18 protein-coding genes, 1 tRNA gene and 1 riboswitch are annotated in these 16666 nt (G+C 73.2%); of the genes, 10 read left to right on the forward strand and 9 right to left on the reverse strand.

Going from position 1 to position 16666, the window contains the following annotated elements; translation table 11 throughout:
- The first annotated feature begins 87 nt into the window (after positions 1 to 87).
- From ACYQ8L_RS13835 to ACYQ8L_RS13845, 3 genes are all read left to right on the forward strand, one after another.
- Positions 88 to 888 carry an HDOD domain-containing protein gene (locus tag ACYQ8L_RS13835; RefSeq protein ID WP_459942397.1) on the forward strand — a complete coding sequence of 267 codons (801 nt, stop codon included), beginning with the start codon at positions 88 to 90 and terminating at the stop codon, positions 886 to 888.
- A complete protein-coding gene (locus tag ACYQ8L_RS13840) occupies positions 885 to 2330 on the forward strand; it encodes an HDOD domain-containing protein (protein ID WP_459942398.1) in 1446 nt (481 codons plus the stop codon). Before ACYQ8L_RS13835 ends, ACYQ8L_RS13840 begins: the two co-directional genes overlap by 4 nt.
- A gap of 45 nt (positions 2331 to 2375) precedes the next feature.
- Positions 2376 to 2451 (forward strand) — tRNA-Thr (locus ACYQ8L_RS13845).
- Positions 2452 to 2471: 20 nt separating this feature from the next.
- Here the strand turns inward: ACYQ8L_RS13845 and ACYQ8L_RS13850 are convergent.
- Positions 2472 to 3176, reverse strand: coding sequence for an acetate--CoA ligase family protein (locus ACYQ8L_RS13850; RefSeq protein ID WP_459942399.1), 705 nt, complete (start codon positions 3174 to 3176; stop codon positions 2472 to 2474).
- On the reverse strand, positions 3173 to 4543 hold the full coding sequence (locus ACYQ8L_RS13855) for a CoA-binding protein (RefSeq protein WP_459942400.1): 1371 nt from the start codon (positions 4541 to 4543) through the stop codon (positions 3173 to 3175). The genes ACYQ8L_RS13850 and ACYQ8L_RS13855 overlap by 4 nt, the downstream gene beginning before the upstream one ends.
- A 3-nt stretch (positions 4544 to 4546) precedes the next feature.
- On the opposite strand from ACYQ8L_RS13855, the gene ACYQ8L_RS13860 reads away from it, so the two are divergent.
- Positions 4547 to 4759 carry a PIN domain-containing protein gene (locus ACYQ8L_RS13860; protein WP_459942401.1) on the forward strand — a complete coding sequence of 71 codons (213 nt, stop codon included), beginning with the start codon at positions 4547 to 4549 and terminating at the stop codon, positions 4757 to 4759.
- Between the two features lie 10 nt (positions 4760 to 4769).
- Here ACYQ8L_RS13860 and ACYQ8L_RS13865 read toward each other — a convergent pair whose 3' ends face one another.
- The 6 genes from ACYQ8L_RS13865 to ACYQ8L_RS13890 form a co-directional block, all read right to left on the reverse strand.
- Positions 4770 to 5642 carry an ABC transporter substrate-binding protein gene (locus ACYQ8L_RS13865; RefSeq protein ID WP_459942402.1) on the reverse strand — a complete coding sequence of 291 codons (873 nt, stop codon included), beginning with the start codon at positions 5640 to 5642 and terminating at the stop codon, positions 4770 to 4772.
- Positions 5639 to 6439 carry an ABC transporter ATP-binding protein gene (locus tag ACYQ8L_RS13870; protein WP_459942403.1) on the reverse strand — a complete coding sequence of 267 codons (801 nt, stop codon included), beginning with the start codon at positions 6437 to 6439 and terminating at the stop codon, positions 5639 to 5641. Before ACYQ8L_RS13870 ends, ACYQ8L_RS13865 begins: the two co-directional genes overlap by 4 nt.
- Positions 6436 to 7476 (reverse strand): FecCD family ABC transporter permease, encoded by a 1041-nt coding sequence (locus ACYQ8L_RS13875; RefSeq protein WP_459942404.1) that lies wholly within the window; start codon positions 7474 to 7476, stop codon positions 6436 to 6438. Before ACYQ8L_RS13875 ends, ACYQ8L_RS13870 begins: the two co-directional genes overlap by 4 nt.
- Positions 7473 to 8198: a precorrin-2 C(20)-methyltransferase gene (gene cobI / locus ACYQ8L_RS13880; RefSeq protein ID WP_459942405.1), complete on the reverse strand. Its 726-nt coding sequence runs from the start codon at positions 8196 to 8198 to the stop codon at positions 7473 to 7475. Before cobI ends, ACYQ8L_RS13875 begins: the two co-directional genes overlap by 4 nt.
- 194 nt (positions 8199 to 8392) lie before the next feature.
- Positions 8393 to 9127, reverse strand: coding sequence for an ABC transporter permease (locus ACYQ8L_RS13885; protein ID WP_459942406.1), 735 nt, complete (start codon positions 9125 to 9127; stop codon positions 8393 to 8395).
- Positions 9124 to 10026 carry an ABC transporter ATP-binding protein gene (locus tag ACYQ8L_RS13890; RefSeq protein ID WP_459942407.1) on the reverse strand — a complete coding sequence of 301 codons (903 nt, stop codon included), beginning with the start codon at positions 10024 to 10026 and terminating at the stop codon, positions 9124 to 9126. Before ACYQ8L_RS13890 ends, ACYQ8L_RS13885 begins: the two co-directional genes overlap by 4 nt.
- Before the next feature lie 138 nt (positions 10027 to 10164).
- A riboswitch (cobalamin riboswitch) is annotated at positions 10165 to 10344 on the reverse strand.
- Positions 10345 to 10474: 130 nt separating this feature from the next.
- On the opposite strand from ACYQ8L_RS13890, the gene rlmN reads away from it, so the two are divergent.
- The 3 genes from rlmN to ACYQ8L_RS13905 all read left to right on the forward strand — a co-directional run bounded on the left by rlmN (position 10475) and on the right by ACYQ8L_RS13905 (position 13440).
- Positions 10475 to 11518: a dual-specificity RNA methyltransferase RlmN gene (gene rlmN, locus ACYQ8L_RS13895; protein ID WP_459942408.1), complete on the forward strand. Its 1044-nt coding sequence runs from the start codon at positions 10475 to 10477 to the stop codon at positions 11516 to 11518.
- A 129-nt stretch (positions 11519 to 11647) separates the two neighbouring features.
- Entirely contained in the window at positions 11648 to 12517 is an 870-nt protein-coding gene (gene mtnP / locus ACYQ8L_RS13900) for an S-methyl-5'-thioadenosine phosphorylase (RefSeq protein WP_459942409.1), read from the forward strand.
- Between the two features lie 2 nt (positions 12518 to 12519).
- Positions 12520 to 13440, forward strand: coding sequence for a PfkB family carbohydrate kinase (locus tag ACYQ8L_RS13905; RefSeq protein ID WP_459942410.1), 921 nt, complete (start codon positions 12520 to 12522; stop codon positions 13438 to 13440).
- Positions 13441 to 13717: 277 nt separating this feature from the next.
- Here the strand turns inward: ACYQ8L_RS13905 and ACYQ8L_RS13910 are convergent, their stop codons facing one another.
- Positions 13718 to 14068, reverse strand: a complete 351-nt coding sequence (locus ACYQ8L_RS13910) for a response regulator (protein ID WP_459942411.1) — start codon at positions 14066 to 14068, stop codon at positions 13718 to 13720.
- A 4-nt stretch (positions 14069 to 14072) separates the two neighbouring features.
- Between ACYQ8L_RS13910 and ACYQ8L_RS13915 the strand changes: the two genes are divergently transcribed.
- From ACYQ8L_RS13915 to ACYQ8L_RS13925, 3 genes are read left to right on the forward strand one after another with little or no spacing between them, the layout of a single operon-like run.
- Positions 14073 to 14888: a tetratricopeptide repeat protein gene (locus tag ACYQ8L_RS13915; protein ID WP_488193253.1), complete on the forward strand. Its 816-nt coding sequence runs from the start codon at positions 14073 to 14075 to the stop codon at positions 14886 to 14888.
- Positions 14889 to 14919: 31 nt separating this feature from the next.
- Positions 14920 to 15780: a helix-turn-helix domain-containing protein gene (locus ACYQ8L_RS13920; RefSeq protein WP_459942413.1), complete on the forward strand. Its 861-nt coding sequence runs from the start codon at positions 14920 to 14922 to the stop codon at positions 15778 to 15780.
- Positions 15777 to 16637: a purine-nucleoside phosphorylase gene (locus ACYQ8L_RS13925; RefSeq protein WP_459942414.1), complete on the forward strand. Its 861-nt coding sequence runs from the start codon at positions 15777 to 15779 to the stop codon at positions 16635 to 16637. The genes ACYQ8L_RS13920 and ACYQ8L_RS13925 overlap by 4 nt, the downstream gene beginning before the upstream one ends.
- Positions 16638 to 16666 lie beyond the last annotated feature (29 nt).

Here is a 16666-nt window from a genome sequence, read left to right on the forward strand (position 1 = left end):
CAATAGTGTACCTTGGCGGGGGCCCTGCGAAAAGCGCCCGGCCGGGGTTCAGATCTGCCCGGGGTCGGCCGAAACGGAAAGGGCGGTGTGACCCGACCGGAGGACGAACGCCCCATGACCGCCCCGCTCGCCGATCGCGTGGCCCGGCTGATCGACGACCTGCCCCGGCTGCCCGCCGTGGCTCAGCAGGCCCTGGCGCTGCTCGCCGACCCGGCGACCGAGCCCGAGCACCTGGAGGCGGTGCTGGCCCGGGACCCGTCGCTCTCGCTTCGGGTGCTGCGGCTTGCAAACTCCGCCTACTACCGCCGGTCCCGGGAGGTCCGGACGCTTTCCGCGGCCATCGTGTTCCTGGGGTTTCGCACCCTCCACACCCTGGTCCTCACCTCGGCCGTGCAGCGGGTGCTGGCCGGGGCCGGGCGCCTGGCCGAGCCCCTGTGGCTCCACTCCTACGGGGCCGGCATCGCCTGTCGGGAGTGGGCGCGGCGGACCCGCGGCGGTGACCCGGAGGAGGCGTTCCTGGCGGGGCTCTTCCACGACGTGGGCAAGGGCGTGATCGCCCTGCGGTTTCCCCGGGTGTACGACGAGCCGGCCGGGGTGGAGGGGGAGGCCAAGGCCCTGGGGTTCGATCACGGGGAACTCGGCCGGGTGCTCCTGGAGCGGTGGGAGTTGCCGGGGGCCCTGGCCGAGGCGGTGGGGTCGCACCACGCCGACGAACCCGACGGCCTGGGGGCGGTGGCCCGCCTCGGCGACTGGGTCGCCTGGGCCGCGGCCCCCGGGGTGGGGGCGCCGGAGCCCGAACCCCCCGCGGGCGTGGCCGACGACGAGCCGCTCCTGGCCGAGATCCGCGAGGCCGTGGCCGCAGCCGTGGCCGAGGAGGGGACGGCGTGAGCGGGCCGGAGCGGTTTTCGTTCCTCGACGAGATCCGGGAACTCCCGAGCCTTCCCCAGGTGCTGGTGGGGGTCTCCCGGGTGGCCTCGGACCCCACCTCCAGCGCGGCGGACCTGGCCGGTGTGATCCTCAAGGACCAGGCCCTCACGATGAAGGTGCTTCGGGTCGCCAACTCGGCCCGCTACGCCGTGAGCACGGCGCGGGTCACCACCGTGTCGCGGGCCGTGGTGCTCCTGGGGTTCGAGTCGGTCCGGGCGATCGCCCTGGGGCTCGGGGCCTACCACCTGCTCTCGAGCCTCCGGCGGGGCGGCGAGATCCTGGAGGGGTTCTGGATCCACGCTGTGGCCACGGCCGTGGTGGCCCAGGAACTGGCCGACCTGCTGCGCTACGACGTGCCCGAGGAGGCCTTCGTGGCGGGGCTTCTCCACGACGTGGGAAAGCTTGTCCTGGCCCACCGGTGGCCCGACCGGGCCGCCGGGGTGTACGGGGCCGGAGCCCGGGGCCCCGCCCTGCTGGCGGCCGAAAAGCGGGCCTTCGGCGTGGCCCACGTGGAGGTGGGGGCGGAACTCGCCCGCCGGTGGGAACTGCCCGAGGTGCTCCAGGCGGCCATCGCCCGCCACCACCGGACCTTCCCGGCCCCGCCGGCCGACCGGGGAGACCGGCTGGCGTTTCTCGTGGGCGCGGCCAAGGCGCTGGCCGAGCCCCTGTGGGGCGGCGCCGAGCCCCACCGGGAGTTGGCCGCCTCCATGGCCCGGGTGCTGCGAAAGCCCGTGGGCATGGTGCTCGGGGCCCTGGGGCGGGTCCCGGCGAAAATCCGGGAGTACGCCCGGTTTTTCGAACTTCGGGTCGAGGACCTCAAGACCTACACCCTCTGGGTGGAGCAGGAGAACGAGCGGCTCCAGGAGATGTTCGCCGGCCAGGAGGCCGAGCGCCGGCGGGCCGAGCGCCGCGAGGCGGAACTCGCCGCGGTGCGGGAGATCCAGGAGTTCATCCTGGATGGGTCCCCGGCCAGGGACGTGGCGGGCCTCGTCCTTCGCCGGATCCGGGAGGTGGTGGGGGCGTCCCGGGTGCTGGTTTTGACCGGGTCCGGCGGGGAACTCTCCCCCCTGGCCTGGGATGGCGACGTCACCCCCGAGTTCGCGGAGGCCCTCTCCGGCGCCCCCGAGCCCGGCGGGGCCCTGGAGGCCGCGCTTCGGGGGGAAGCCCTGTGCGTGGTGGACCGGACCCTTCCGTACTACGAACGGGTCCTGGCGCCGGGGGAGGCCGCCGCCCTCGACGTGCGGTGCTTCGCCCTCGTGCCCCTGGGGCCCGGCGACCGGCCCGGGTTCGTGCTCTACGCCGACCGGGAGGACGACGACGAGCCGTTCGGCGACGACGAACTGGAATCCCTGGCCACCCTCGGCCGCCTGATCCCCCTGGCGGCCCGGGCGGCCCCGCGCTGACCCTTTACAGCCGCCCCCCGAACCTGCTATAAAGCGCTTCTTCAAGCCGGGATAGCTCAGTCGGTAGAGCAGCTGATTCGTAATCAGCAGGTCGTCGGTTCAAGTCCGATTCCCGGCTCCAGTCATTTCAAGGGCTTGCGGTCACCCGGCCGCAAGCCCTTCGTTGTTCTTGGGAGTGGGCAATACGATCCGGGCGTCGGCCACCACGCAACCGTCGGGGCCGCAGAAGACGGGGTTGAGGTCCACGGAGTCCACGGCCGGGCCGAGGTCGTGGGCCATCTCCGAGAACCGCACCAGCAGGTCCACCAGGGCCTCCCGGTCGGCGGGGGGCGAGCCCCGGAAGCCCTCGAGGAGGCGCCGGCCCCGCAGGGCGTCGAGGGCCGAGGCGGCGTCGGCCGGGGTCATGGGCGCCATGCGGATCGCCACGTCCTGGTAGATCTCGACCGCGGTGCCGCCGATGCCGGTCACGACCACCGGGCCGAACTGGGGGTCGTTCTTGGCGCCCACGATGAGTTCCACGCCCCGCGCCATCTCGCCCAGAACCACCCCGTCGAACCCGGGCAGGCGGTCCATCCGCTCGAACGTTCGGCGCAGGGCGTCGTCGCCCTCCACCCCCACCTCCACGCCCCCCACGTCGGATTTGTGGACCACCCGGGCCGAGACCACCTTCACGACGACCGGGTAGCCGATGCGGCGGGCCGCCTCCACGGCTTCGTCGGGGTCGCGGGCCCAGGCCCAGCGGTTCAGGGGAAGCCCGTATTCGGCCAGGATCTCCCGGGCCAGGGGCTCCACGACCCACCCCACGGGGGCGGCGCGGCGGAGGATTTCGGCGGCGCTGGGTTTCACGGGGTTCCCCTCCGGGCGATGGCCTGGGCCATGTGAACGGCGCCCTGCACGGTGTGGGAGACCGGGATGCCGTTCGTCTGGAAGCCCTCGATGAAGATGCCGTATTTTTCGATGTGGGGCATGTAGGCCACGACGGGCTTGCCGCTCGCCTGGGCCACCTGGGCCGCCCGGGCCCCCACGTCGGGGGTGAGGGCGGGAAGATACGGGAGCAGAAGGAGCACGGCGCCGTCCACGTAGGGCCGGTCGAGGAGGAACCGGAGCGCCGCGAGGAAGTCCTGGTCGCCCGCCGACCCGGTGAGGTCCACGGGGTTTCCCACCGAGGCGATCTCCCGCACGCTCGGGGAGAGGGCCGCCCGCAGGCGCTCCTGGTCGGCGGCCGGGATCTCGGGCAGGTTGAGGCCCGCCCTCTGGCACTCGTCCGAGGCCACGGCGCCGTGGCCGCCGCTCGCGGTCACGATGACCAGGTTCCGCAGGGGCTTAGCCGGAAGGGCGGCCGCGAGCGCCTCGCAGTAGGCCACGAACTCGGCCTCATCCCGGGCCTCGAGGGCCCCGGCGTGGCCCAGGATGTCGCGGAGCACCCGGTAGTCCCCGGCCACCGAGGCCGTGTGGGACGCCACGGCCCGGGTGCCCCCGGGCGATTTCCCCGCCTTCAGGAACACCACGGGCTTCGTGGCCCGGCCCAGGAGCTCCACGAGGGCCCGGCCCCGGCCGGGCCGGAAGCCCTCGAGGTAGAGGCCGATCACCCGGGTGGCCGGGTCGGCCAGGAAGAACTCCACCAGGTCCACCTCGTCCAGCACGGCCCGGTTCCCGATGCTCAGGCCCCGGGCGATGCCGGCCCCCTCCTGGGTGAGCTTGATCATGAGGTCCACCAGGATGCCGCCGCTCTGGCTCACGAGCGAGATGTTCCCCGGCCGGATCTCGATCAGGCGCTCGGGGGGCAGGAAGAAGGTGTCCAGGACCGGGGCGGCGTAGACCCCGAGGCAGTTCGGGCCGACGACGGGAAGGCCGTGGGTCCGGCTGATCTCGGCGATCTCGTCCTGGAGGTCGTGGCGCCCCACCTCGGCGAACCCCCCCGAGACCACCACCGCGGCCTTGACGCCCCCGGCCGCGCACTCCCGGAGCACCCCCGGCACAGCCCCGGCCCGCACGGCCACCACCGCCAGGTCCACCCGGGCCGGCACCTCCCCGAGGGAGCGGTACACCGGCTCGCCGTAGAGGTCGCCGCCCTTGGGGTTGATGGCGTAGGTGGCGGCCCGGTAGCGCAGGTGGTTCTTGTGGTAGATGACGTTGGCCGGGTGGAACGGGTTCGAGAGCGACACGCCGTAGACGGCGATCGCCTGCGGTTCAAAGAGGCACGACAGGTCCATCCGGTGCTCCGGGAACGAGGGGGAACGACGCCGAACCCGGGAGCCTACTCCCGCCGGGCCCGGCGTCAAGGCAGCCGAGGGGATACTCGCAGGGAGGCCGGCGCGCTCCACCTGGCCCTCGGGGTTGCCGGACGCGCCCGGGGGTTCGCCACCTTCGACCGGGCGTTCGCCCGCACGGCCGAGGGCCTCGCGCCGCTACCCGTGTTCGAGCCCTAGCGATTCCGGCTCAAAACGCCCCGGGGTGGAGGAACCGGGCCAGGGTGCGGGCGGCCTCGCCCAGGCGGGGGCCGGGCCTGGCGAAGGTCTTCTCGTCCACCACGAGCACCCGCCCCTCCCGCACGGCCCGCAGGGTCTGGTACAGGGGCCGGTCGGCCGGGGGGGAGGGGTTTCGGTTCATGGGCCCCTCCTGGATCACGTAGGCGTCGGGGTCGAGCTTGAGGAGGGCCTCCACGTCGAGGGTGAGGAGCTTCTTGGGGGCCTCGACGGCGTTTCGGCCGCCCGCCGCCTCCAGGAGGTCGTTTACGAGCCCGTCGGTGCCGGCCACGGTAAGCGGCTGGGCCCGCACCTCGTACACCACCCGCACGGGGGGGCGTCCTGCCACGGCGGCCCGTACCGACCCGATCTCCCCCCTGAGCCGTCCGGCCAGGGCCCGGGCCTCCCCGGGCCGGCCGGCCAGTTCCCCCAGCCGCTCCATCACCGAGAGGGCCTCGTCCAGCGACCGCGGGTCGAAGGCGGCCACGGTGAGCCCCCGGGCCCGCAGGTCGGCCACGGCCTGGGCCGCGGCCCGGCCGGCCCGGGCCACCACCAGGTCGGGCCGCAGGGCCAGCACGTGCTCCACGTTGGGCCGAAGCCCCGTGCCCACCGAGGGCACGGCCCGGAGGGCCTCCACGGTGTCGTCGTGGCGGGTGCGTCCCACGATCCGGTCGCCCGCCCCGATCTCCCAGAGGATCTCGGTGAACGCCCCGTAGAGCGACACGATCCGGGGCGCCTCGGGGGCGCAGACCCGGGTGCCGGTGTCGTCCTGTACGCAGGCGGCGCGTACGGCCGCCGGGGCGAGGGTCACGAGGAGGGCGAGAAGCCAGACCAGGGGGGATCTCAACGGGGGACTCCTTTCTTCGCCCGGGCCGCCCGGGGCAGGAACACGGCGTGGGGCCGGCCCGTGGCCGGGTGGACCGCCACCTCGGCCGGGGTCTCGTACACGGCCTCCAGCACGTCCTTGCGGAACACCTCGGCCGTCGGGCCCTCGGCCCATACCTTGCCGCCTTTCAGGAACACGAGCCGCTCGCAGTAGAGGGCCGCGAGGTTGAGGTCGTGCATCACGGCGCACACGGTGGCGCCCTCGGCGTTCACCCGGGCCAGGAGGTCGAAGGCGTCGATCCGGCGGTGCACGTCCATGGCGGCCGTGGCCTCGTCCAGAAGGAGGATCGGGGCCTCCTGGGCCAGGGCCCGGGCCAGCACGAGCCGCTGGCGTTCCCCGCCGGATACCTGGGTCACGAGCCGGTCGGCGAGCCCCCGGGTGTCGGTGTGGGCCATGGCCCGGTCCACCGCGGCGCGGTCGTCGGGCCCGGGCCGGCCGAACCGGCCGATCCGGGGGTGGCGGCCCATCAGCACCACCTCGAACCCGGTGAAGGGAAACGGGATCCAGGTGGTCTGGGGCACCGTGGCCACGGCCCGGGCTAGGTCCCGGGGTGCGGCCTCCCGGGGATCGAGCCCGGCCACCCGGACCTCGCCCCGCTCCGGCCGGAGCACCCCGGTGAGAACCCGCAGAAGGGTGGACTTGCCGCAGGCGTTGGGCCCCAGGATCCCGAGGAACGCGCCGTCGGCCACCTCGAGGTCCACGCCCCGGAGCACCGGGGCCCCGCCGTAGCCGGCCCAGAGGTCCCGGACCCGGATCACGGCGCCTCCGCCCGCCGGCTCCTGGGGTTCCACCGGAGGAGCCAGCAGAAGAAGGGCCCGCCCACGAGGGCGGTCACCACGCCCACGGGAAGCTCCTCGCCCCCGGGGAGCACCGTGCGGGCGAGGCCGTCGGCCAGCACAAGAAGCGACGCACCCACCAGGAACGAGCCCGCCACGAGCCGGCGGTGGCCCGGCCCCAGGGCCATCCGCAGGAGGTGGGGCACCACCAGGCCCACGAACCCGATCACCCCGCTCACGGCCACGCAGGCCCCGGTCATGACCGAGGCGGCCACCAGGAGCCAGCGCCGGGCCCGGGCCGCGTCCACCCCGAGCTGCCGGGCCGACTCGTCGCCCAGGGCCAGGAGGTCCAGGTCCCGGCCGAGGCACCAGGCCCAGACCACCCCGGCCAGCACGTAGGGGGCCGAGAAGGCCACGTGGGCCCAGCCCCGGCCGTTGAAGCTCCCCAGGATCCAGAACACGATCGAGGACACGCTGTCCTCGTTGAGGCTCTTGAGCAGGCTGATGCCGGCCGAGAGGGTGGTGCTCACCACGATGCCGGCGAGGATCAGGGTGTTCCCCGAGCCGAAGTCCCGGTCCGAGGCCAGAAGGTGCACGGCCCCCAGGGCCGCGAGGGCCCCGGCGAAGGCGCAGAGGGGCAGGAGCCCGAGGCCCCAGGCCGTGTAGCCCCCGAGCCCGGCGAGGATCGCGATGCTGGCGCCGAGGGCCGCCCCCGACGACACGCCCACGGTGTAGGGATCGGCCAGGGGATTCAGCAAGATGCCCTGGAACACCACCCCGGCCACGGCCAGCCCGCCGCCCACCAGGGCCGCTAGGCTCACCCGGGCGAGCCGTACGGTCAAAAGGATCGTGCGGTCCACCGGGTCGAGGGTGGGGGCCGCGAGGCCCGCGGCCTCGGCCAGGGCCCGCAGGAGGTCGGCCGCCCCCAGGCCCGAGGACCCGATGCTTCCGGCCCAGAGCACGACGAGGGGCAGGGCGAGGGCGGCCGCCCCGATCGCCACCTGGGGCCGGCGGGTCACGGGCTGCGGTCCCCCCGGGCGCGCACGAGAAAGAGGCTCATGTACCCGTTGGCCCGGGCCCGGGCCTCGGCCACCCCCCGGGCCACCACGGCGTCGGGCCGGGTGCAGTGGGAGGCGAACACCACCCGGTCCCCGAGGCCCCGGTGCTCCAGCAGGTCGCACACGCCGGCGGTGTTCCGGTAGGGCTTGAGCACGGCCACGCTGTCGGCCGCGGCCAGGGCCCGCTCCACGGCCTCGGTGCCCCGGGCCCCGCTCACCACGGCCAGGGTCTCGTCCCCCTCCACGAGCGGGGTGCGGGCCTCGGCCGCCGCGGCCGCGAACGAGGTGATCCCCGGCACCACCACCACCGGCACCCGGGGCTCCAGGGCCTGCACCTCCTCCAGGAGGTAGGTGAAGGTGGAGTAGGTCATGGGGTCGCCGAGGGTCAGGAACGCGGCCGAGGCCGGCCGCCGCAGGGTCTCCAGGACCCGGCGGGCGTGGTCGCGGTGGACCTCCCGGGACCGGACGTCCTCGAAGGTGTGGCGGAAGGGCAGGGGGACCACGGGACAGCCCGGCCGCAGGTGGGGCCGGGCGATCGAGAGCGCCGCGCTGCGGCCCGAGCGCTCGTGGCCCGCGGCGAACACCACGTCCACCTCCTGGAGGATCCGCACGGCCTTGAGAGTCAGGAGCTCCGGGTCGCCGGGGCCGACGCCGATGCCGTAAAACGTGCCGAGGGTGCTCATGGGGACTCCTCGTTGTTTAGGCTGGAAAGCGGGGAGGCTGGAACGCTAGAAAGCCGAAAAGCGTCTGGATCCCTCCCATGCGAGCCCACCCCGGGGCCTGAGTGCCCGCTCCGGACGGCTGCAAGGAAATACGCCAAAACCGTTCCCGGTTCCCGGCCTTCCAGCCTCCCAGCTTCCTAGCCTCCAAGCCTGATCTACGAACTGCTTCGCCGCACGGCCCACACGGCCGAGGCGAAGAACGCCGCGGCGAACCCGGCCAGGGCCGCGGCGTGGACCCAGGGCACGGGCTGGCCCAGGCTCGCCGCCCGGATCGTGAGGCTCGAGTGGGTGAGCGGAAGCCCGTAGGCCAGCGCCTCGGCCCACCCGGGCAGCCGGTCGAGCGGGAAGAACGTGCCGCACAAAAACGACATGGGCACGATGAAGAACGTGTTGATGTGCCCCTGGTCGGCGTGGCTTCGCACCACCATGGCCGCCGTCACGGCGGCCGAGGCGAACGCGAAGGTGTGGAGGCCGAACAGGGCCCCCACGGTCGGGCTCAGGGGCGGCCGGACCCCGAAGGGCCAGGCCAGAAGGTACACCACCACGGCGGCCGCGAGCCCCCGGACCATGCCGTAGATCACCTCGCCCAGGGCGATCTGCCAGGCCGGCACCGGGGCCATCTGGAACTCCTCGAAGATCCGCCAGTAGAACCGGGCGATGTTGATCTCGGTGGCCGTGCCGTAGCTCTGGGTCATGCTCGCCATGGTGGCGAGGCCCGGGATCATGAACGCCAGATACCCCACGCCGTCGAGTTCCACGTGACGGCCCAGCCCCCACCCGAACACCACCAGGAACAAAAACGGCGACACCGCGTAGGACGCCAGGTGCTTCTTCCACCGCCGGCGGTAGATCCGAAGCTCCCGGTAGAGCACCCCGGCCACCCCGTTCACGGCTCCACCCTCCGTCCCGTGCGCTGGAGGAAGAGATCCTCCAGGTTCGTGCGCCGAAGCCCGGCGCCCTCCGGGGCCTGCCTGAGGAACCCGAGGGCCGCCTCCCGGGTCGGAAAGAACCGGGTGCGGGTGCCGTCGTCCCCCACCACGTCCACGGCGTACTCGCCGAGTTCCGCGAGAAGCGCCCGGGGTTCCCCCTCCTCGATCAGCCGGCCCCGGTCCAGGATGCCCACCCGGTGGCACAGGAACTCGGCCTCCTCGATGTAGTGGGTGGTCAGGAGCACCGTGACCCCCCGGCGGTTCACGGCCCGGATGAGGTCCCAGAGCCGGCGCCGGGTGGCCGGATCGAGGCCCACGGTGGGCTCGTCCAGAAAGAGGATCCGGGGTTCGTGGAGGAGCGCCCGCACGATGGTGACCCGGCGCTTCATGCCTCCCGAGAGGGTGCGGCCGAGGCTCCGGGCCCGTTCGGCCAGGCCGGCGAAGGCCAGGAGTTCCGCGGCCCGGGCCCGGCGCTCGGCCCGGGGCATGCCGTGGAGGATGCCGTGGAGTTCGAGGCTCTCGGCCACCGTGAGGTCGGGGTCGAGGTTGAGCTGCTGGCTCACCACCCCGATCTGGGCCTTGGCGGCCACCGGGTCCCGCAGCACGTCGGCCCCGCCCACCCGGGCCGTGCCGGCGTCGGGCCGCAGAAGCCCCGTGAGGATCCGGATCGTGGTGGTCTTGCCGGCCCCGTTGGGCCCGAGGAAGCCGTAGATCTCCCCGGGCCGCAGCTCGAGGTCGAGCCCGTCGAGGGCCCGGACCTTGCCGAACCGCTTCACGAGCCCCCGGGCCTCGACGGCCGGGGCCGGCTCGGCCCCCCGCGGCTCTACGGCGACGCTCGCCTCCCGCATGCTCTTCCCCATGCCCGATCGATCCGGGCGATCTCCTTACAAAGGCCGGAGCCCCACGAAAAAAGCCCACTCCACCACGGAGCGGGCTTCCCGTTTTCGAAGCTCCTCAAGGATTCCCCGCCCTCCCGAATCCACCCGGGGAGGTTTGGCGCGCGGGGCGTCCGGCCGGCAGGTCTTCTGGCTCGCGATTCGTCCTCGGGGCCGCCTTCCCAGCCGATCGGCCAGTGGCTCCAGTGGCCCGTCGTCCTCGCTCACAGCGGCGGGTCCGCGGGGGACTTTCACCCCACTTCCCTTTTCAGCCCCTGGGGGCACCGGCGGACGTAAATTGAACCGTTCTTTTATCCCCCCGGGCCGGATGTGTCAAGCCGGGCGTTTGACGGGCCTTCGCGGCCCACGGTATAAAGCCGGGTCCGGCCCCGGGCCGGCAAATCCCCTTGGAACGGGGCGTTACGAAACGACCATGACCGCCGTCGACCTGTTCGATCACGACCTGGAGGGCCTCGAGCGATTCTTCGAGACGCTGGGGGAGAAGCGGTTCCGGGCCCGCCAGGTGATGCACTGGCTCTATAAGCGCGGCGTGACCCGGTTCGAGGACATGACCGACCTCTCGGCCCGCCTCCGGGCGCGCCTCGCCGAGGCCGCCTCGGCCCGGGTGCCCCGGGTGGTGCACGAGCAGGTGAGCCGGGACGGCACCGTAAAACTCCTCCTGGAACTCGCCGACGGCGAGCGGGTGGAAACCGTGCTCATGCCCGACGAGGGCCGGGTGACCCAGTGCGTGTCCACCCAGGCCGGCTGCGCCATGGGCTGCGCCTTTTGCCGCACGGGAACCCTGGGGCTCCGGCGCCACCTCACGGCCGGGGAGATCGTGGCCCAGGTGCTCGTGGGACAGGCCCGCATGGGGCCCGAGCGCCGGATCACCAACGTGGTGTTCATGGGCATGGGGGAGCCCCTGCACAACTTCGACAACGTGGTGCGGGCGTTCCGGATCCTGTCGAGCGACCACGGGCCCAACATCACCCGCCGCCGGCTCACGGTGTCGACCTCCGGGCTCGCCGACCGGATCCGGCGGTTGCCGCCCGAGATGCTGGGGAGCCTGGCCGTGAGCCTCAACGCCACCACCGACGAGGTGCGCGATCGGATCATGCCCGTGAACCGCCGGTTCCCCATCGCCGAGCTCCTGGCGGCCCTCCGGGAGAGCCCGCTCCCGCCCCGGGACCGGTACACCATCGAGTACGTGCTGCTGGGCGGGGTGAACGACACCCCGGCCGACGCCCGGCGGCTCGTGCGGCTCTTGTCGGACGTCCGGTGCAAGGTGAACCTGATCGCCTACAACCCCCATCCGGAGAGCCCGTTCCGTCGGCCCGACCCGGAGGCGGTGGCGGCGTTCCAGGAGGTTTTGCTCCGGAAGAACTTCACGGCCACCCTGCGAAAGAGCCGGGGCGAAGACATCCTGGCGGCCTGCGGCCAGCTCAAGGCGGATGAGGCAGGGCGGCTAGGCGGCTAGGCGGCTGGGCGGCGGCTTGGGTCCCTGCCGTCCCTTTCGTCCCTGGCCGCAACGACCTACGACTTGCGACCAACGACCTACGACCCGCGACCTACGACCAATACGACCAACGACCCTAGCGAGGAGTTCATGGACAAGGCGATCGGCATCATCGGAGGAAGCGGCCTGTACGAGATGGAGGGCCTGACCGACGTGCGGGAGGTCGAGGTGCCCACCCCGTTCGGCCCCCCGTCGGACGCGCTGATCGAGGGCCGGCTGGGCGGCCGGCGACTCGTGTTTCTGCCCCGCCACGGCCGGGGTCACCGGTTCCTGCCCTCCGAGGTCCCCTACCGGGCCAACGTCTGGGCCCTGAAGTCTCTGGGGGTCGAGTGGGTGATCTCCATCTCGGCCGTGGGGAGCCTGGAGGAGGGGGTGGCCCCGGGCCACATCTGCCTGCCCGACCAGTTCCTCGACCGCACCTGGGGCCGGGAGAACACCTTTTTCGGCGACGGCATCGTGGGCCACGTGGCCATGGCCGATCCCATCTGCGCCGCGCTCCAGGAGGCGGTGTGGGCCACCCGGGAGGCCGTGGGCGTGCCGTTCCACCGGGGCGGCACCTACGTGTGCATCCAGGGGCCCCAGTTCAGCACCCGGGCCGAGTCCCACTGGTACCGCGCGATCGGCGCCCGGGTGATCGGCATGACCAACGCCACCGAGGCGCGGCTCGCCCGGGAGGCCGAGCTCTGCTACACCACGGTGGCGCTCGTCACCGATTACGACTGCTGGCACGAAACCGAGGAAGAGGTGAGCGTGGAGGCCGTGCTCGAGGTGCTCCACAAAAACGTCGAAACGGCCCGGCGGATCGTGCGGGAGGCCGTGGCCCGGATCCCGGCCGAGCGCACCTGCCCCTGCGCCGAGGCGGCCCGGTACGCGGTGCTGACCGACCCGGCCAAGATCCCGCCCGAGACCCGGCGGCGGGTGGACCTTCTGTTCGGCCGGTACCTGGGCGGGGAGGGCTGAGGATGGGCGGCGATCTTTTGGTGGTGGGATCGGTGGCGATCGACGCCGTGGAGACCCCCTTCGGCCGGGAGGACGAGGCCCTGGGGGGCTCGGCCCTCTACTTCACCGCGGCCGCAAGCCTGTTTGCGCCGGTGCGGCTGGTGGCCGTGATCGGCGAGGACTTCCCGACGGAGCGCATCGGGTTCCTGGCCGAACGGGGCGCCGACCTCTCCGGGCTTGTGCGGGCGCCGGGGAAAACCTTCCGGTGGAAGGGCCGGTACGGGTTTGACCTCAACGAGGCCCACACCCTGGAGACCCATCTCAACGTGTTCGAGGGGTTCGAGCCGGAGCTTGGGCCGGCCCACCGGGCCTGCCCCTACGTGTTCCTCGCGAACATCGACCCCGATCTCCAGAAGCGGGTCCGCGACCAGGTGGAGGAGCCCCGGTTCGTGGCCCTCGACACCATGAACTTCTGGATCGAGGGGAAGCCCGGAAGCCTGCGGGAGGCGATCGAGCGGGTGGACATGGTGGTCCTGAACGAGGCCGAGGCCCGGATGCTGGCCGGGGAGCCCAACCTCGTGAAGGCCGCCCAGAAGATCCTCTCGTGGGGCCCGAGCGGGGTGGTGGTGAAGCGGGGCGAATACGGGGCCATGTACTTCGCCGACGGCCACGTGTTCGCCGCCCCGGCGTTTCCGCTGGAGGAGGTGTTCGACCCCACGGGCGCCGGCGACACCTTCGCCGGAGGCATGATGGGGTATCTCGCGAGCACCGGGAACCTGGAGCCCGAGAACATCCGCCGGGCCATCGTGTTCGGTTCGGCCCTGGCGAGCTTCAACGTGGAGGATTTCAGCTTCCGGCGGCTCGAGCGGCTCACCTACGACGAGGTGGCGGCCCGGTTCCGGCAGTTCCGGACCCTCACCGAGTTCGAGGCGGAGGTGGACTGATCCCTTCGGAACGATCGCCGGATGCGGGTGGGGAACTGGCTCCGGCCGGGCGCGAGTGCAGCACCCGATTCCCCGCGCCTTCGCATGCCGTCGCAGTTCGGTAGGCCGGGGCACCGGCAGCGGAAGTTCCGGAGCTTCGAAAGGGACCCAAGCCTGGTGAGGGCGCGGCGACGTGGGGGGCCGCGCCCGGCTCTCCACCAGCCCCCCACCCGCGGGTTCCCATGGCGAGGCGGGGGCTCCGGCAACGCTTCCGTTGGTGTTGGTACGCCAGGCCGTGCTAGGCGCAGTACCGGCTCACCTGGCGGTGGAGTTCGGTCAGGTCGGCCGATTTGGCCACGCAGGCGTTGGCCCCCTGCTCCAGCGCCTGGTGGGCCGGCTCGCAGTAGGCCGAGAACACCACCACCGGAACGTCGGGGGCGCGCCGGCGGATCGCCCCGAGCACCGTGAGGCCGTCCATGCCGGGCATCTTGAGGTCGAGGATCACGAGATCCGGGTGGATCTCGTCGAGGAGTTCGAGCGCCCGGGCCCCGTCGGGCGCCACGACCACCTCGTGGCCCGCGAGGCTCAGCTCCTCCTGCAACAGAAACCGGATGTTTTCGTCGTCGTCGACGAAAAGGATGCGGCCCAACGCCATGACTCCTTCCTGCCCCCTCCCAGCATCCCGGCCGGGATTCAAACCGGCGCTAAGGTACCGGCCGAGCGCCAGGTGTCAAGGGGTTTTCTTCGCCGCCCTCCTCATCTTTTTGGCCGCGTGCGCCGGGAACAAGGAGGCCGTGCGAAACGAGGCCAAGGCCGCCTACCAGCTCGGGGTCGCGTTCCTGGCCGAGGGGCGGCCCGCGCCGGCCCTGCGGGAGTTCACCAAGGCGGCCCAACTCACCCCCGAGGACCCCGAGGTCCACAACGCCCTGGGCCTGGCCTACTGGGCCCGCCGGGAGGTGGGCGAGGCCGAGCGGGCGTTCCGGAAGGCCGTGGAGCTCAAGCCCGACTACTCCGAGGCCTGGAACAACCTGGGTGCCCTGTACCTCGACACCGGCCGGTACCCCGAGGCAGTGAGCGCCCTGGAGGAGGCCCTGAAGAACGTGTTCTACGGCACCCAGGAGCGGGCCCTCACGAACCTGGGCTGGGCGCTGTACAAGCAGGGCCGGGCGGAGGAGGCGGAGCGGCGGCTCCGGGAGGCCCTGGAGGTGGCGCCCGGGTTCCCCCTGGCCCACAAGAATCTGGGCATCGTGCTCTACGAGCGAGGGGAGCTGGAGGAGGCCCGGCGGCACCTGGACGAGGCGGCGCGGCTTCTGCCCCGGGACGGCGAGGTGTTCCTGTACCGGGGGCTCGTGCGGCTCAAGGCCGGCGACCGGGAGGGGGCCTGGGCCGATTTCGAGGAGGCCTGGAAGCTCGCGCCCGGGACCGAGGTGGGCAAATCGGCGAAGACCTACTTGGACCTGACCCAGTAGGGGCAACCCCCGGCGACCAGGAGTTGCGGCCATGACCACCGGCGAACAGGAACGGCCCCCCGAGCCCCAAGGCTTCGGCGAAAGGCTGCGGGCCGCCCGGGAGGCGGCCGGCCGCTCGCTCGACGACCTCGCCCGGACCACCCGGATCCGGAAGGCCTACCTGGATGCCCTGGAGAAGGAGGACTGGGGCCGGATCCCGAAGGGGGTGATCGGCCGGGGGTTCGTGCGGGTGGTGGCCAAGGAGCTCGGCGCCGACGAGGGGGAGTTCACCGCCCTTTACCGCCGGGCGCGGCCCGACGAGGCCGGGGAGGCGGCCGGGGGGCTTCCCGAGCCCGACTGGGACGTGTCGCTCCGGGGCCGGCGGCGCAAAGGCCTGCCGCCCCTCGCCTGGGCCGCGGTTTTGCTGATCGTGCTCCTGGCGGGGGCGGGGTGGTGGCTGTGGGGCCGGGGGGCACCGGAGCCCGTGGCCTCGCACGTCCCGGCCCGGGGGGAGCCCGCTCCCGCCCCGCCGGCGCCGGCCGAGCCCCCGCCGATTCGGGAAAGCGATTCGGCCCCCGAAGGGGTTGCCGAGACCGCCCCCGCGCCGCAGGCGCAGCCCCCGCCCCCGGAACCGGTGGCCGAGCCCGCCCGGCCGGAACGCCTGCGGCTCGAGATCACGGCCACCGAGAAGGCCTGGGTCCGGGTGGTGGCGGACGGCGGAAAGCCCGTGGACCGGGTGTTCCGGCCCGGGGAGACCCGGACTTACGAGGCCTCCGAGGGGTTCCTGGTGAAACTCGGGAACGCCGGCGGGGTGCGGTTTTCGTGGAACGGCGAGGCGCTCAAGGTGCCGGGCCGGCCCGGCGAGGTAAAGGAGTTCCGGTTCCCCCGCGACCTGGAGGGGTTGCGGCCGTGACCGGTCCCTGGCGCGACCCCCTGGCCGCGGCGGCGGCCCGGGTGCTGGGCGAGGGGTTCCGGGCCGAGGTGGCCGTGGTCCTGGGGTCTGGGCTGGGGCCCGTCGTGGGGGGGCTTCCGGACGCGATCCCCTACGAGCGGGTGCCCGGGCTCGGGGCGCCCGGGGTGCCGGGCCACGCCGGCCGGGTGGGGGTGGCGCAGATCGCCGGCGAGCGGGTCCTCGTGTTCCAGGGCCGGCGGCACCTCTACGAGGGCATCACACCCGCCCAGGCCGCGTTCCCGGTCCGCCTGGCCGCCCGTCTCGGGGTGCGGTTCCTGGTGCTCTTCGCGGCGGCCGGAGGGCTCGACCCCGCCCTCGTTCCCGGGACCTGGGTGTTCGTGACCGACCACCTGAACTGGCTGGGGAGAAATCCCCTCGAGGCCGTCCGGACCCCCGACGGCACGCCGGCGTTCGTGGACCTCACGGGGACCTACCGGGCCGATCTGTGGCCCGAGGTCGCGAGGGCGGAAGGGATCCCCATCGCCCGGGGCGTGTACGCGGCGTTCCCGGGGCCCACCTACGAGACCCCGGCCGAGATCGCCTGGGCCCGGGGGGCCGGGGCGTCGGTGGTGGGGATGTCGGTGGTGCCCGAGGCCGTGTGGGCGCGGTTCCTGGGGCTCGAGGTGGCGGCCTGGGCCCGGGTGGCGAACCCCGCGGCCGGCCTCGGCCCCTCGGCCTTGGACCACCGGGACGTGGTGGCCCAGGCCGCCCGCGACGCCGGGCAGGGCCGGACCCTGCTGGAAGCCACGATCCGGGCGTGGAGGGCGAGCCGGCCGGGGGCCGGAGGGTTCGGGGCGCCGAAGCCAGGGGGCGGATAACGGGCGCACGCCTCGCCGGGTTCCCCGTG

Source organism: Deferrisoma palaeochoriense (assembly GCF_054656955.1).

What these genes read in the sequence shown, in the direction of transcription:
- ACYQ8L_RS13890 (WP_459942407.1), bottom strand. Translation starts at nt 10,026, where the DNA reads ATGGGGAAGAGCATGCGGGAGGCGAGCGTCGCCGTAGAGCCGCGGGGG.
- ACYQ8L_RS13920 (WP_459942413.1), top strand. Translation starts at nt 14,920, where the DNA reads ATGACCACCGGCGAACAGGAACGGCCCCCCGAGCCCCAAGGCTTCGGC.
- ACYQ8L_RS13905 (WP_459942410.1), top strand. Translation starts at nt 12,520, where the DNA reads ATGGGCGGCGATCTTTTGGTGGTGGGATCGGTGGCGATCGACGCCGTG.
- cobI (WP_459942405.1), bottom strand. Translation starts at nt 8,198, where the DNA reads ATGAGCACCCTCGGCACGTTTTACGGCATCGGCGTCGGCCCCGGCGAC.
- ACYQ8L_RS13915 (WP_488193253.1), top strand. Translation starts at nt 14,073, where the DNA reads ATGACTCCTTCCTGCCCCCTCCCAGCATCCCGGCCGGGATTCAAACCG.
- rlmN (WP_459942408.1), top strand. Translation starts at nt 10,475, where the DNA reads ATGACCGCCGTCGACCTGTTCGATCACGACCTGGAGGGCCTCGAGCGA.
- ACYQ8L_RS13855 (WP_459942400.1), bottom strand. Translation starts at nt 4,543, where the DNA reads ATGGACCTGTCGTGCCTCTTTGAACCGCAGGCGATCGCCGTCTACGGC.
- mtnP (WP_459942409.1), top strand. Translation starts at nt 11,648, where the DNA reads ATGGACAAGGCGATCGGCATCATCGGAGGAAGCGGCCTGTACGAGATG.